Raw genomic sequence first — 15,348 nt, 5'->3', positions numbered from 1 at the left:
ACTTTTAATTGGAACATTTTAAAGGGTAACTATGATTGGACCATTTTTAGAAAGGATGATCGTATGTTCGATTTGAGCGACATAGCTATTTTTAGTAGCAAAGGTCCAGCCGTCTCCTGTTTGGAATACTTCTTCTTCTGAAGTGGAGACAAATGGCTCGAATGCGATAACCATGCCTTCTTTTAACAATTCATCATCCGATGGATCATTATAGTTATAGATGTGGTCAGGTGCTTCGTGTATCGCACGTCCAACACCGTGTCCTGTAAGGTTTTTGATAACCGTTAATTCATGCTGTCTGGCAGTTTGGAATACGGCTTTTCCGATCCCGCTTTTTTTGGAACCCGGTTTTGCTTTCTTAAGACCTGCTTCAAATGCTTGTTTAACAACATCGCATATTTTCGTTAACACTTCTTCGCCTTCGCCTACGACAAACGAGATCCCCGTATCTGCAAAATAACTATTCTTCGAGCCAGACACATCAATATTGACGATGTCCCCTTCTTGAATAACCCGCTCTCCAGGAATACCATGTGCCACTTCTTCATTAACACTAATACAAGTGAACCCTGGGAAATTATATTCACTTTTTGGAGCAGAGACTGCGCCAGCTTTCTCAAAAAGCTCTCCGGCCAGATCATCAAGTTCTTTAGTCGTTATGCCCGGAATGGTTTTTTGAACCAATTCATCTCTAATAGAAGCCACAATTTTGCCAATTTCCTTCAAACCATTAAAATCTTCTTCTGTTCTTGCGATCATTTTTTCTACCTCACTATCTTTTATCGTCAATTGATTAATCATATCCAAAGCAGCAAAGCTTCGCAACTTTTTTATCCACATCGTGAGTGTGGTTGTTCTCTTGTTCCTTCTGTTATTGAAGCTCAATTCTCCATCCCTTCATATGTTCTGCGCCATAACTGAGGGTATAGTTTTGAAGTAGTCCTTGTATGGTGGTGATCTGTTCTGAAATAGCGTTACTACTCGTTCCGATGATAAATACAGGAGAAATATCGTTTTCCCTGAATTGGTTGAGCATCCATGTCAAAACTTGAAAATCGTCACGGTTTGCAGTATCCAAAGTTTCTTCAAATCCAAAAACGTTGTTGGGGCTTAAGGTATTTACCTGAAGGATCATCTTAAGATACGCTTGTGAATCACCTTTTACTAATTCAGATACCTTGATCAAATATAGAGAAGTTGAATATTGTTCATTAGGCCCAAATATATCGATATGAATCCGTTTATTTAGTTCGCTGTTTACTGTCTCAGGAATTTCAAATAATCCTCGATGACTTGTAAGCACTAATGCTGGATCGATGATTTCCCTGCAATGTTCTTTCATCTTCTGTTTCTTTTGATGTTGTTCACGAAATGCTTTCGGTCCTTCCGGAAAAATCTTATTAAATCGTTGATAAAAATATCTGGGTGAAGAAAAACCGCTCTCGATTGATATTACTAACAGACTTTGATCTGTCGTCAATAATTGTTTGATTGCATGCTCAATGCGCAAGTAATGAAGTAAGTTTTGCAGCGTATCTCCTATTAGTAACTTGAATTGTGATGACAAATAATCCAAATTTAAATATTCCTCGGTATGTTTGGCGATATCATTCAAAGATACCTTGTTAATAAAGCCCCTGTTATTGAATAAGTAATCATATATTCTTCCTATTCGTTGCAGCTTGGTCGGGTTCCCTTCGAACATTCTTTTCGCATCAAAATTCATAATGAGCAGGTCCAACAATTGTTCTGCTGTATTCTTTAACGTTAAAAATGGCATCTCACGCGTAGCTACAATTGGAGTGATTAACGTGCAGATGGACTTAATGACTCCTTCTACTCGTTCTATCCCTAGACATGCTCCAGGGCTAAATTCATGCGCAAACCAGACATATGATAAATCCGGAAAATAAGCTTTTGCAAATTCAGCATCGATATTTATTTGGAGGACGACATTGTTTTCATCGGTCTGCCATAGACGGTGAACTTGATTGATGTTGAAAATTTCTATTGCATCAGCACCTAATGTTCTTTGCTCATCTGCAATGGCAATATGAATGCTACCTTCCAACACAATTACCACTTCAATGGAATTATGCCATCGGAAGGGTTCATCTTTTACGTTTAGAAACTCTACATTCATGGGAGAACTGGCGGTGAAATAACCCGTACTACTCATCTTGTTAGCTCCTCCTTTCACTCCAATTCAACGAATCCCAAGCAACATTCGAGCAACATACGAAGAAATCTAAGAAATGTACCCACAACGCAAAGAAATGTGAATTGTTCACGTTACTGCATTTTAGGAAAATGAATGATAGAGCATCAACTAACTCTTAATTAAGGATTGGGGAGATATCCATGAACCAAATTCAAATCACACAGCAGCTTAATGCACAACAACAAGAACAAGTTGCTCATTTATTTTACGAAGCTTTTCCATTGAAAGTAACACATCTGTGGTTTTATGCAAAAACAAAAGAAAAAGCAATTAAGCTATTATCTCAGTCTATTCAATTTGAACAAGGCATATATGCATTAAGAAATGAAGAAGTGGTCGGATTTCTCGGTTACAATATAGGAAAAAAAGCGTTCACACCTGCCAATTATGCAGCATTTCGGAAAGTGTACTCCCCATTTGTAGCGACTTGGCGATTTTTATGTTATGCGTTTTATTTAAAATTTCATTTGTATCATGAACATGTATTGCATATCGACCCTATTGCCGTATCTGAAGAAGCTCGTGGTCATGGAATAGGTAAATTGCTATTAAGTAAGTTGGAACAAGTCGCAATCAATAAGCAAATTACTACAATCAATCTAGAGGTCGTGGATACGAACCCTTCGGCACAAAAATTATATGAGCGGTTCGGTTATAAAACCAAAAAAGAACTGAAATCCGGCCCATTTACTGCCAAGGCCGGCTTCAAAAAAGTGATATTTATGCAAAAAATGCTTAGATAACACTAATTCCTCAATCCAATCAGAATAAGGAGGCCAGCGGACTTGTGCCACTGCCTCCAACTTAATCCATACTCATGGTAGAGGCTCCATAATCATCGATATGCAGCTTCACACTGAAGGTCACTGGAATTGTGGTGAATGTGTCATCCCAATTTCCTTTGACCTTTTCCCATACGGCCGGATGCTGAATGCGCAGCGCTTTACCCAGACCTGCAACCTCTACATGCATTTTTTTTAACTTGGTCATGGTGTTCTCTACTAGTTTTTTAACCTCTGCTTCCACGATTTCGGAATGCTGTTCTAGCGACCGATTATTCTTTTTCTTAATGTTGGATGCAAAGACTTCAGACAGGCGCCCTTCCGACTTCATGTCAACGTGAAACGAGATATCATCCCCGTGCACGGTTGCCTTGATTTTGCTCTTGACGGATTTGATCTCATATACGAATTGCTGCTGTAGTTCAGGTTCTTTGATCTTGTATATGCCCCCTGAAATATCACCTTTTATCCATTGCAAACCTTCCACATGGGATTCATTTAAGTATCCGCCGTACTTTTGCGTGTTGCCTTTCATTACCCCCGCACCTTTGATCTTTAAGGCACCTTGTTCCACACTGACATTTGGCAGAAGATAGCTGGATTCCGATTTTAGCGGTCCGATCAGGTTCGCAAGTGTAACGGGTTTGATGAGGCGGGAGATTCGTTTGCGGTTGCCGGACAGCTCTTTGAGCAGAAAAGCAGGAATCTCTCCGGATGCATTTTCCTTGAGGACGTCACTAGCTGTTCCTGTCGTCATATATACCTGGAGACTAAGTCGAATATCATTATCGGCTAGATAAAAATCAAGTAACTCATGCATCGGAATCTCTTGCAGTAGCTTGGAACTGATCACAATTGTCTTTAGATGGAAACCGGCTGGTGATCGGTTCGTGAGATACGTCTCCCTCGTCATCTCCATAATGGAGTCCCCGATCTCCTCTTTGTTATAAAACTTTTTCCCTGGAGAGTTGTTAGACTTAGCTCCTGCTTCAGGCAAAATATATTGCACGGTTCGCCGAATCTTTTGTTTTTGAGGGTAATCTACGCGCTCAGAAGCAATTCTTTCTTCAGGTTGTATCTTATCGTAGGCAATACCTGCCTCCAGATACCGCTTTTCAATAGGTGAGCTGCTCCAACATCCGGTCATTAACATACTTGCTGCTGCCACCAACATAAACAGAGCAACATTTCGGGAATAGATCATGTCGACTTTGACCTCCAGCGCGAAATGAGTAGCAGGATCAGAGACAAACCGGAGAATAGAATGAGGTTGGCTTTACCAATATATCTCCCCAGTTGGAATAGTTCGTTGATATCCCGAGGGACGCGAGATACGATCAGCATGATGGGCAGTAGAATACAGAGACTTCGTGCATAAGAAAGCTTTGTCACATGGGATAATCCCAATGCCGCACAATAAAAAGCGATATTAAATGTCGCGAAAATCTCTAGTACCCAGATTGACAAGAGTAAGGATTCGAACCGTTCCAACGGTAAATTATCTACTTCAACACTGCGTGTGAGATCGAAAAAAGGCCATACACGAGTCATAACCCCCTCCGCAGTGAATGCACCGATGCACAGAATAGTAGCGGTTGTATAGAGCACGATAGCTACGCCAAGCCCCCATCCCATGATGCGAACTGCTTTTTCGGGTTTTTCCATTTTGGCTAATATAAATAACATGATTTCGCTCCCGCTAAATGCCAAGGTAGTGGTACTCATGCCATGAAAGACGGGAGACATGCCTTTGGATAAAAAAGGACGCAAGGTGCTAACGTCAAAGTTTTTCACCCCAAGTAATAAAATGAGGAGGTAGATCACGATCGTGATCGGAACAATGATCTGGCATACTTTTGCGATCACGTCCGTGCCCTCCATGCACAAGTACAAGGAGATCCAGACAAATAGGGCCTGAATGGCCCACCATGGTGTACCTTCAAGTAGGAAAAACGATGTGACTTCCTCCATCGCCCGCATTTCATAACTTCCCAAATGAATGTAATAGACTATCACGACCAAACCAATCATCTTGCCAATCCATGTACCTACAATCTGTTGCACGAATTCATAGAAGTTCATCCCTGGAAATTTTCGGGCTAGCCTTATCATCATCCACGCCAAAAGTAACGTTACACATCCTCCGAGAATGACGGACAACCAGGCATCTGCACTTTTAACAGCATGAACGACTTCTCTGGGTAACGTAAAAAGCTCCACACCAACAATAAAACCAATGATCAGACTTATGCTCTGTAATGTTGTAAGCTTGCCTGATTCATTCAGCCCGGATGCCATTATGGTCCCTCCTCATTCTAAGTGTTACATGTTAACTCTTGCGTTTCCGGTCTTTGGTCTGCAACAGTCCTGGTCTTTCCCGCATGAATTGTATCGGAGCACGAATCAAATAATCCTTCCACTCCTTAATGGAAGGTGGAGCAGCCATCCCTACATAAGGAATGCCAAAACTTTTTAATTTGAACATATGGATGACCAGGAACAGAAAAGCCATGATCACACCATATAATCCGAACATCGCAGCGGTGAACATGATGGGAAACCGTAATAACCGCATGGCAATACCTGCACTGTACATTGGCGTGGCAAAAGAAGATATCGCCGTCACTGCAACAACGATGACCAGTATGGGACTTACAATACCGGCATCCACCGCAGCTTGTCCAACGATGAGACCACCAACGATCCCCATGGCTGGGCCGATAGGCTTCGGCAAACGTAATCCCGCCTCCCGCAAAATCTCAATCGCAAGTTCCATAATAAGTGCTTCAATTAACGTGGAAAAAGGCACGCCCTGCCTCGTTCCAATGATTGAAATCACCAAATTGGTAGGAATCAGTCCAGGATGAAACGAGATAAACGAAATGTATATAGCCGGAGCAAATAGCGAAATCAGGGTAGCTACAAAGCGTAAAAAGCGGATAAACGAACTGGGAATCCAGCGTTCATAATAATCTTCGGGTGATTGCAGCATCATGGCATAGGTAACCGGCATTAACAAGGCGTAAGGTGACCCGTCCAGCAGGATCGCGACTCTCCCTTCCAATAAGGCCCCCATGACCCTGTCCGGTCGTTCTGTATTTTGAATCTGGGCAAAAGGGCTAAGGAAATTATCTTCAATTAACTGCTCCACATAACCGGACTCCAGTACTTCATCTACATCAATTGCGCGCACACGTCGTTTGACTTCGTCGACCAGTTCATGATTGGCAATATCCCGAAAATAGACGATCATCAGTTGCTTCTCGACTCTGCTTCCCACTTTGCAGGAGACCATTGCAAGTTCATTGGTTTCCCCGTGTCTGCGCAGCATGGCCGTATTGTCACTGAGCACTTCCGTGAAGCCAATCCTTGGCCCCCGAAGAACCGATTCCGATACTGGCTCCTCGATCGATCTTGATTTCCCCTTTGGCGTTCCCAGAATTAGCGCCCCTTGAACCCCATCCAGCAAAAGGATTACGGAGCCAAACAGGACCTTGCGCAAGCTCGGAGTGACCTCCTTCACAAATTCTGTTTCAGATACCAGCAACAGCTGCTGATCCAGTAAATATACCAGCTGTTCAGGAGTTAACTTCTCATGCTCAAGTGGCGTGTTTCCCCACTCCAACATCGGTTTCAGCACGTTATGATCCAGCGCCATCTTATCGGTCAAACCATCGACAAAATACAAGACTGCACGACAATCCAGGTTGCTTAGATAAAATGTTCGTTCATTAATATCATCCATATCCAGTGCAACCTGTTTGAAGCGATTCATGTTGGTCACAAGTTCATCTGTATATAATAAGGCTTTATCATCTGTGACCGTTGGAACAGGACTAGGGTCACCCGACTGTTCTTCTGCAGCGGGAGGACTCTCCATTCTCTGCTTTCGTTGGCCCAGCCGCGCATCCATAAGCTTGATCTGGCGAAACAGGCCCATAATGAGAAAAGGTACTAACGTTAAGCACACGGTGCCCGCCCAGGCACCCCAGTCAGGTATATGGTCCAGTATTTGTTTCCACATCACCTGATCAGATCTCCTTACATCACATACTGTTTTCAAGTAGAATGACCAATATTCTACAATTCATGCATTCATGACCTTTCCCAAGATGTTGTATACGAGAATCTCTTGACAGAAGGCAACTTGAAAATGGACTTTGAGGCCGCAGCTATTGGATATGTAGCTCTTCGATCCCTCGCACCGGGGCAGGCGATTTATCTGGCTTAATATCCTCCCTTCTGCTCCACCCTGGATTAATTTGTGAAAACTGCGAGTGAATCGCTACTGCCATGCTGTTGTCAGGAGGCATGTTGTATAGTGTTGTTAAATGTTAAAGCCAAGGAAATATTACATTTACAATATTAATCATTTGGGAGCTGTTTTTTGTTGGAAACTGTACATGATCCATTCATATTTGAAAAACCTCTGCTGGAGGGCATCATTCGTAAACGTAAAAATCGATTTATTATGATTGTAGAAATGGAAGGCATTTTATATGACTGTCATTGTCCTGCTACGGGAAGCATTGGCGATATTGTGTTTCGTGATATTGCCTGCCTTGTTTCCAAAAGTGATGATGTCAAACGAAAAACTCAATTCACCATTGAAGCTATTTCACTTGACTTGCCTGCTGAGGAACATAAATCATGGATTGGCATTAATCAGAATGCTGCAAATCGGTATGTAGAGCACTTTCTGAAGAATGGTCAACTGCTTAACATGGTGAGCAACGGTGAAACGGTCCTGCGTGAAAAAAAACTGGGCAATTCCAAATTAGATTTTCTCGTAGATAATACGTACATTGAGGTCAAGACACCACTCACCCAGTTACAAGTTGAAATGAAGGAGCATATTGAAATCAAAAAATCGAGCGAATTTAATTCGTTTGAGCGTTTCATCAAACATATTGGAGAGCTAAGTGGTAGCTTGACGGAAAATGCAAGAGCGATTCTGTTAGTTTGCTTAATATATCAAAATTCAGGTTTCAAGGTAGGCATGGGCGGCAAACATAGCAACTACATTATGCAGTCGGTTCAAGATTCGGTACAACGTGGCGTTGAAATCTGGCAAACTGATTTTAAAATCACGCCCACAGAGGTTAGCTTAACTGGATACTATAACATTACCGCACAATTTTTGAATGATGAAATCATCTCAAGTAAACCGTAATCATCAGTTCACCTTTCGGAAAAATCATTGGGCCATGGCGTTAAAATGGAGGAACTCCTATGCAGAAAACAAGTCGACAACTGGGCATTGTGCTGGAGTTGCAGCATCGGAAAATGGTAAAAGCGGAAGAACTCGCAGAACGGTTTGAGACAAGTATTCGTACGATCTATCGAGATATCCAGACACTTAATGAAGCCGGTGTTCCAGTCATTGGATTACCTGGCATCGGCTATTCTTTAATGGAGGGCTACTTCCTTCCTCCCATCAGTTTTACATCAGAAGAAGCCTTGACACTTCTCATGGGTACGGAGTTCATTGAACAACGTTTTGATGAGCGCTACAGTCATAGTGCCAGATCCTCACGTGCTAAAATTGAGGCCATTTTGCCTAAATCCATACGCACAGATGCGGATCGAGTGCGTGAAAGCATTCGTTTGTTATATAAAGAAGAGCCCGACATCGGCGCCAGAGAAAAGGCTCATATCGAAACGCTGAGAGAAGCACTGCTTGCCCGAAAAAAAATCAGGTTCACCCATCATAAACGTTATAAAGATGCCACAAACAACGGAGAAACGAGCCGTAGTGCAGCTCCTTTGGGTTTGGTACTCGTTGATGGCGGGTGGATTCTAATTGCACAATGTGACTTGCGTCAAGACATCCGTCATTTTCGAGTTTCCAGAATGAGCGATCTCTCCATTATGGATGAACACTATCAGGTTCCCGAAGACTTCAGACTTCACGAATATCAGCCGAAGGATGACCGAACGGTTCGGATCCGAGCGCGTTTTGATACAAAAATCGCGGACAAAGTGAAAGAATCCAACTTGTATTACATGGAGGAGGCTCATCTTCATGATGAGGGGTATGATGTGACTTTTCGCGTTCGGGAGATGGAAGAATTACTGCAATGGATACTCGGTTGGGGTTCAGAGGTCGTCATTATCGAACCGGAGTCCTTCAAAAGCCGGGTGAAAGAAGAAATAGAACTCATGTTAAAGCGCTATTAATATGGATGGAAAATGACATTTACAGGAGGAATATAAAATGAGTACATTGAAAGAAAATAATGTTTTGGTTACAGGTGCTAGCGGTAATGTCGGTCGGTTGGTCGTGGATTGGTTGTTGGAAAATTACAACGGTTCGATTATAGCGACTACTCGCCATCCTGAGAAACTTGCGGATTTGGCTGAACGTGGAGTCATCGTACGTCATGCTGATTTTGATCAGCCGGAATCACTCGATGAAGCTTTTGCCGGCGCACAACGCCTGCTTCTGATCAGCACAGATGCGATCGGCATTGCGGACATTCGGCTCAATCAACAAACCCAAGCCGTGCGTGCTGCCGTTAAAGCTGGAGTAAACCATATTGTGTATACTTCCTTCTTTAATAATGAGCCGGGAACAGCTAACGTTACCGCTGCGGACCATTACTTCACGGAGCAAGCCATCAAAGATAGCGGATTAACGTATACGATTCTTCGTAACAATTTATACGCTGAAAACCTTCTTCAAGCCTTGGAACAAGCGGCTGAAAGAGGAATGTACGCATCTGCTATTGGTGAAGGCAAGATCTCTTATATTGCTCGTCAAGATTGTGCCATCGCTGCCGCTGTGGCTGTATCATCATCTAACAATGATAATAAAACACTGAATCTAACCGGCTTGGAAGCTGTTTCGGGTCAGGACATTGCCCGTATTTTGAGTGAAGCTGTAGGCAACCCCGTATCGTACGTGCCGTTAGAGATTCCTCAACTCGTTGGAATTTATGAATCCTTTCACATGCCGAAGCCTATGGCGGAAGCCCTTGCTTCTTTTGATGCGGCTTCAGCTAAAGGTGAATATGAGCTGGTAACTCAGGATTTCAAAGAACTCACAGGTCAAAATCCAATAAGTATCAAACAGTTTCTGGCAGCGCAGAAGAACGGTTAATCTTTAGGCAGTGTCATGAAAATAGAAAAAACGAAGGTGGATTAACCGCCTTCGTTTTTTTTCAATTGGAGATCGTAATCCGAAGGTCAGAAAAGAAAGCCTCTGTGCCGATATCTACGAATAGTCCGATATCTCCTGTAATTACAGTCCCTTTAGTTTTATCTAAAGAAATGCATTCACTTCCATCGACATATGCTGTCAGTTTAATATCGTCAATGTCTAACGAAAGATTAACCCACTCCCCAGGACCAATGTGTGCTCCCGCTTCGAAACGACCATCCGGGTATTCCTGTCTCAGTCTGTCGAACTTCCAATCTGGATATGCAAAATACTGGAGAGCACGTTTGTCGCGTGGCGCCTCAGGTTGTGTCTTTAAGCCATTAAGCGGACGAATATAAACGGCTTCAAAGGCATCCGTATGGTCACTTATGCGATATGCCAGTCCTGCAAATCCGCGTGCATAAGCCGGAGCATCATCTCTTAAATTGCTAAAGATATCCACCGATAAAGTACCATTTTTAAATTCTACAGGAATTTTCAAGAATGTCGGCATGTCGATGAAATCAACGTTTGGTACACCATCGGATACCTCATCCGTTAAAGTAACTCGTAATGTCTGACGACCGCCCATTCGAACCGTGGTGGCAGTTACCGAGTGAGGTTGTGCTCCTTCTGGAATCGTCTCAAGATTGTAATCGATGATCCGATTGCTCATAACTTTCTCCTCCTCATTCATTCGTGATTACGATTTTACCATTCGCTGTATTGCTCTCCATGAACAGATGAGCCGCTGCTATTTCTTCGAGCTTGAACACTTTAGCCATGGGCGGGACAAGCGCATGATCCTTGATGTGGTTAAACAGATTGACTAACACCGTTTCTTTAATAACTTCACTTGTAAAAGCCGTAAACAAAACACCCGTCGGTATATCAATTAATGGTTCAAACGAATTAAGGGTCCATTCATTGCCTAAGATGCCCGACATGCATAAGATGCCTCGCTCCGAAACCAATTGCAAAGACTCCTTCAAGGTAAGCGTTCCGATCAATTCCAGCACCTTGTCTACGCCATTTGGAGCAATTTCAACTACTTTATTTGTAAAATGTTCATCATCCAGTATTGCGAAGTCCGCACCCGCCTGTTGAAGATACGCCAGCTTTCCGCTGTCACGAGTGGTCGATATTACGGTGGCTCCTACGCTTTTGGCAAGCTGGAGGGCAGCCAGGCCAACGGAACTGGTCCCGCCACGAATGAGAAGCACTTCTCCCGTAGTTAATTGAAGACTTTCAAATAACGATGCGTATGCCGTGTAATACATTTCCGGAATGGCAGCGAGCGTAGTCCACTCCATTCCTTCAGGAATGAGATACACCTGCTCTGAAGGAATCAAAGCATACTCCGCATAGCTTCCATCAAATTCTCGCCCCAACCCTCCCATCAGAGAAGCAACATGCTGCCCTTTTTGGAATGTGCTATCCGATGCGTCCTCGATGACCCCCACACACTCAATACCAATGATCCGCGGAAACGGAACAGATGGTGAGTGCCCCTGCCTTGTATACATTTCAGAGCGGTTAATGCCAAATGCTCTGATTTTGATTAACACCCAGCCTGGTTTAACTTCGGGAATGGGAACCTCCCGTACGTTTAGTTCTTCAGGTGCGCAGGCACCTTCCAGTACAACTGCCTTCATCACAATTTATCTCCCCGCTCCGATATAGATTCGTTTTTCCAACTGAATGAATAATGCATTTGTCGCTAGGGCAAGTCCTGCGGACAGGATGCTTCCCCATAGAATTTTATCGATATTCATGGTACGTAAACCATCATATAAGATCGTCCCTAACCCGCCTGCATTGATAAATGCAGCAATAGTCGCCATACCAATCGTAGATACGGAGGCAAGTCGCAGTCCTGTAAAAAGGGTTTGAATTGCCAAGAGTGCCCGAATCTGAATCAATATTTGCAAACGACTCATGCCAAGCCCGGTGGCTGCCTCAATGATAGGTTCGTCCACATGATTCAAACCGGCGATAAAGTGGCGCAGAAGAATGTATTGATTATATAGAATCAGCACGATGATTGCCGTCGTTGTACCCAAGCCCGTCACAGGAATCATAATGGTGAACAAAGCCAGGCTGGGGATGGAATACAGAATGGAAAAGACATAAATGAAAATGCGTGACACCCAGTCTGAAGTCAGAACGACGATGGTTAGAAGCACGGCAACAATAATGGAGATCACCATGGTTATGAAAAGAATCTCCAAATGCTCTAACAGAGCATTTCCCCACTTATCTGGATGTTTGATTGCATAGTCGATCATTCTAAGTCCTCCCAGAAACGTTCTTGCTCCCTTGAAGATTGAATAAGCGACGCTACGAATTCATCGGCAGGATGCTTAACGATTTCTTTTGGCGTATCAAACTGGCACACTTTTCCTTGATTCATAATAATGACCCGGGTTCCCAACTTGAATGCTTCATTAATGTCATGCGTGACGAACAGGAATGTCTTATTCGATCCTCTATGGATTTTCAATAATTCGTCCTGTAAATGGAGACGGGTAATCGCGTCCAAAGCGCCAAAAGGCTCGTCCAGAAGCATGATCGCAGGATTGGTCGCTAAAGCTCGGGCGAGTCCGATTCGCTGTTGTTGTCCTCCCGATAATTGGGAAGGATAGCGATGTTCATACGTCCGAGGGTCCAGTCCCACCAGATGCAGTAGTTCTGAGACCCTCTGCTCTGTTTTCTCTTTATCCCATTTCAACAGACGAGGTACGGTAGCGATATTTTTCGCGATGGTCATATGTGGGAACAATCCAACCTGCTGGATGACGTAACCAATCTTCCTTCTCAGCATCACGGGATCTATAGCCGCAATGTCTTCTCCAAACACCTGAATGTTCCCCTGAGAAGGTTCGTATAAACGGTTCACCATTTTCAAAAGCGTTGTTTTTCCAGATCCAGAGGAGCCTAGTATCGTAATAAACTCCCCTTCTTCAATAGATAAATTGACATGATTCACTGCGTATTCATTGGATTGTGCATAGGTTTTGCACACATGATGAAATTTGATGGCTGGTGGCCCCATAGTACCATTACGTTTATTGGATGGATTCATAAAAGGCTTTTGCAACGTCTTCATATTCTTCTTGATTAACATCCACTTTGGCATTAAGTGCTGTGATCGTGTCTGTGTCCAGTGCCGAACTGACCTTGTTGATGATTTCAGCAATTTCTGGATGTGAAGACAGTACTTCATCACGGATGACAGGAGCCAAATTGTACGGGGGCCATACTTGTTTGTCATCTTCCAATAGGATGTACTGATCTTTATTTACGAGTTGTCCCTCCGTCGTATATGCAGGTGCAACATCTGCCTCGTTATTTTTAAGCACTTCATATTTCAAACTATTGTCGTAGACTTTAGAGGACTTCCAGTTTAACTTACCATATACTTTTTCCAATGCTGGAATACCGTCTGCACGCTGATCCACTTCGCCTTGTGAGGCAAATCGAAGCTCGGTTGCATGTTTTTGCAAATCAGTAATCGTCTTGATCCCCCATTGTTCCGAGGCTTCTGCACGAATGACGAGCCCTGCTCCATCATTGGCTTTGGAATAGTCGAGCCAGGTCAAGTTGAATTGCTTTTTGTATTCATCCTTCACTTTGGCATATACTTCATCCGGATCAGTCAACAAGTCCAGCTTCAGGATGGCTAACAAACCGGTGCCTGTATATTCTGGGTACATATCTATATCTTGGTTTACAATGGAAGAATGGATCACAGAACCCGCAATGTTAGGTACACGCTCTACTTGGTAGCCGGCATCCTCCAAGGCCAAAGCATAAAGTTCCCCCACAATCAGATTTTCAGTGAAATCTTTGGTGCCGATTCGAATCGATGTCTCTTTATTTTCCGAAGTCTGATTTTTTTGCTCACCACAGGCGCTTAATAAGAGCGATAATACGATGATAAGTGAAGTGATGAGATAGATTGTTTTCTTTTTATTTTTCATGTCGTTTTCCTACCTTTGCAAAAATTGATATCGAAATAAAATTCGTTCGGATATATCAAGCAAGACTCCGATGACGATGGCTAAAATCGCCACAGCTCCCCCGCCGATTAGAAGCAAATCGATTCGATTGAGTCCCAGACCAGTAAAAATGATCTCACCAAATCCCCCAGCTCCGATTTTGGCTGCCAAGGTGGCACTGGCGATAATTTCAATGGCAGCTGTTTTGATACCGGTCAGAATGAGTGGTGCAGCAAGAGGGAACTTGATCTTCCACATCATTTGAGGATCTGACATGCCCGCCCCTTGAGCAGATTCAAGAATGGATAGAGGAATATGGTTCAAACCGGAAATGGTATTCATCAGTATGGGAGGTACCCCCAATAAGATTAAAGCAATCAACGCTGGTTTCGTGCCAGTGCCCATTAACGGTATTAATAGAAGTAATACAGCCAGACTAGGTACAATCCGCAAAATCTGAATCAGCGATACAATCCACTTTTCCGAGCGTTTGTATGTGATGGTCAGATATCCCAGCGTTATTCCGATCCATGCAGAACAAAGCAATGCCAGTAAACTGACCTGTATATGCTCTCGTCCCAGAGCGAAGAAAGTACGCCCATGATCCGAGAAATAGTTTACCAATTGCATCCACAAGCTTTCTTGCAATATGTCCCCTCCTTTCATTCAAGTTGCTTTTCCCTCGACAGCTTTATAATATAAGCATTATAATCGTTTTGAAAGTAGGCACCTTTTTATTAGATAGGAACCAAAAAGTAACTATTGGAGGATTAGCTTAAATGTTTACCAAAAAAGAGTTGCCTGAGTGCCCTGTAGCAACAACGGTCGGTTTAATAGGTAACAAGTGGAAATTACTTATCATGAGAGATCTTCTGGAAGGAACCCAACGGTTCGGTGAGCTTCGCAAAAGTATTCCGGAAATCAGCCAAAAGGTATTAACCGAAAATTTGCGTTCCATGGAAGGAGACGGTATCGTCATTCGGACCGTCTATGCGGAGGTACCGCCCAGAGTCGAATACAGCTTGAGCGATTTAGGTAATACGCTGAGGCCCATCATTAGTGTGATGGAAACATGGGGAATAGATTATAAGAAGCTCAATGAGGATACTTCGACCGATACAGACATATAGGAGTACAGATAACAGAAACGAGCGCATCCATGTTCAGGGTGCGCTCGTTTTTTAATGGTTCCTTTTGTGGAAT

The 15,348-nt window shown here is 43.3% G+C and carries 16 protein-coding genes; 5 read left to right on the top strand and 11 right to left on the bottom strand.

Going from position 1 to position 15,348, the window contains the following annotated elements:
- Window positions 1-18: 18 nt before the first annotated feature.
- Together map and PAHA3_RS09570 are read right to left on the bottom strand one after the other, a co-directional pair.
- Window positions 19-759: a type I methionyl aminopeptidase gene (map, locus tag PAHA3_RS09575; protein ID WP_062836044.1), complete on the bottom strand. Its 741-nt coding sequence runs from the start codon at window positions 757-759 to the stop codon at window positions 19-21.
- A gap of 112 nt (window positions 760-871) precedes the next feature.
- Complete coding sequence (locus PAHA3_RS09570; protein ID WP_062834525.1) at window positions 872-2,179, bottom strand: AraC family transcriptional regulator; 1,308 nt, start codon at window positions 2,177-2,179, stop codon at window positions 872-874.
- Window positions 2,180-2,361: 182 nt separating this feature from the next.
- Here PAHA3_RS09570 and PAHA3_RS09565 point away from each other — a divergent pair, with 182 nt between their 5' ends.
- Window positions 2,362-2,964, top strand: a complete 603-nt coding sequence (locus PAHA3_RS09565; RefSeq protein WP_062834524.1) for a GNAT family N-acetyltransferase — start codon at window positions 2,362-2,364, stop codon at window positions 2,962-2,964.
- A 61-nt stretch (window positions 2,965-3,025) separates the two neighbouring features.
- Here the strand turns inward: PAHA3_RS09565 and PAHA3_RS09560 are convergent, their stop codons facing one another.
- Genes PAHA3_RS09560 through PAHA3_RS09550 form a run of 3 tightly spaced genes read right to left on the bottom strand, consistent with a single transcriptional unit; the run spans window position 3,026 to window position 7,027 of the window.
- On the bottom strand, window positions 3,026-4,207 hold the full coding sequence (locus tag PAHA3_RS09560; RefSeq protein WP_062834523.1) for a Ger(x)C family spore germination protein: 1,182 nt from the start codon (window positions 4,205-4,207) through the stop codon (window positions 3,026-3,028).
- Window positions 4,204-5,301, bottom strand: a complete 1,098-nt coding sequence (locus tag PAHA3_RS09555; protein ID WP_062834522.1) for a GerAB/ArcD/ProY family transporter — start codon at window positions 5,299-5,301, stop codon at window positions 4,204-4,206. The genes PAHA3_RS09560 and PAHA3_RS09555 overlap by 4 nt, the downstream gene beginning before the upstream one ends.
- Before the next feature lie 31 nt (window positions 5,302-5,332).
- A complete protein-coding gene (locus PAHA3_RS09550) occupies window positions 5,333-7,027 on the bottom strand; it encodes a spore germination protein (protein WP_062834521.1) in 1,695 nt (564 codons plus the stop codon).
- 366 nt (window positions 7,028-7,393) lie between these two features.
- Between PAHA3_RS09550 and PAHA3_RS09545 the strand changes: the two genes are divergently transcribed.
- Genes PAHA3_RS09545 through PAHA3_RS09535 form a run of 3 tightly spaced genes read left to right on the top strand, consistent with a single transcriptional unit; the run spans window position 7,394 to window position 10,105 of the window.
- On the top strand, window positions 7,394-8,176 hold the full coding sequence (locus PAHA3_RS09545; protein ID WP_062834520.1) for a DNA/RNA nuclease SfsA: 783 nt from the start codon (window positions 7,394-7,396) through the stop codon (window positions 8,174-8,176).
- Between the two features lie 59 nt (window positions 8,177-8,235).
- Window positions 8,236-9,183: a helix-turn-helix transcriptional regulator gene (locus tag PAHA3_RS09540; protein ID WP_062834519.1), complete on the top strand. Its 948-nt coding sequence runs from the start codon at window positions 8,236-8,238 to the stop codon at window positions 9,181-9,183.
- Between the two features lie 37 nt (window positions 9,184-9,220).
- Window positions 9,221-10,105 (top strand): SDR family oxidoreductase, encoded by an 885-nt coding sequence (locus tag PAHA3_RS09535; protein ID WP_062834518.1) that lies wholly within the window; start codon window positions 9,221-9,223, stop codon window positions 10,103-10,105.
- 61 nt (window positions 10,106-10,166) lie between these two features.
- On the opposite strand, the gene PAHA3_RS09530 is transcribed toward PAHA3_RS09535, so the two are convergent.
- From PAHA3_RS09530 to PAHA3_RS09505, 6 genes are read right to left on the bottom strand one after another with little or no spacing between them, the layout of a single operon-like run.
- Window positions 10,167-10,820: a hypothetical protein gene (locus PAHA3_RS09530; protein ID WP_062834517.1), complete on the bottom strand. Its 654-nt coding sequence runs from the start codon at window positions 10,818-10,820 to the stop codon at window positions 10,167-10,169.
- A 13-nt stretch (window positions 10,821-10,833) separates the two neighbouring features.
- Window positions 10,834-11,799, bottom strand: a complete 966-nt coding sequence (locus PAHA3_RS09525) for a zinc-binding alcohol dehydrogenase family protein (RefSeq protein WP_062834516.1) — start codon at window positions 11,797-11,799, stop codon at window positions 10,834-10,836.
- Between the two features lie 6 nt (window positions 11,800-11,805).
- Window positions 11,806-12,432, bottom strand: a complete 627-nt coding sequence (locus PAHA3_RS09520; protein ID WP_062834515.1) for an ABC transporter permease — start codon at window positions 12,430-12,432, stop codon at window positions 11,806-11,808.
- Complete coding sequence (locus PAHA3_RS09515; RefSeq protein WP_235599401.1) at window positions 12,429-13,229, bottom strand: ABC transporter ATP-binding protein; 801 nt, start codon at window positions 13,227-13,229, stop codon at window positions 12,429-12,431. Before PAHA3_RS09515 ends, PAHA3_RS09520 begins: the two co-directional genes overlap by 4 nt.
- Complete coding sequence (locus PAHA3_RS09510) at window positions 13,213-14,127, bottom strand: glycine betaine ABC transporter substrate-binding protein (RefSeq protein ID WP_062834514.1); 915 nt, start codon at window positions 14,125-14,127, stop codon at window positions 13,213-13,215. Before PAHA3_RS09510 ends, PAHA3_RS09515 begins: the two co-directional genes overlap by 17 nt.
- A gap of 9 nt (window positions 14,128-14,136) precedes the next feature.
- Window positions 14,137-14,793, bottom strand: a complete 657-nt coding sequence (locus PAHA3_RS09505; RefSeq protein ID WP_167350865.1) for an ABC transporter permease — start codon at window positions 14,791-14,793, stop codon at window positions 14,137-14,139.
- Between the two features lie 131 nt (window positions 14,794-14,924).
- Between PAHA3_RS09505 and PAHA3_RS09500 the strand changes: the two genes are divergently transcribed.
- Window positions 14,925-15,275, top strand: a complete 351-nt coding sequence (locus tag PAHA3_RS09500; RefSeq protein ID WP_062834512.1) for a winged helix-turn-helix transcriptional regulator — start codon at window positions 14,925-14,927, stop codon at window positions 15,273-15,275.
- The last annotated feature ends 73 nt before the right edge of the window (window positions 15,276-15,348 follow it).

Origin of the sequence: Paenibacillus amylolyticus (genome assembly GCF_001570725.1) — a bacterium.
GTDB lineage: Bacteria > Bacillota > Bacilli > Paenibacillales > Paenibacillaceae > Paenibacillus > Paenibacillus amylolyticus_A.
The sequence above is the reverse complement of the archived record's forward strand: the minus strand, read 5'-3'. Positions and strand labels throughout refer to the sequence as shown.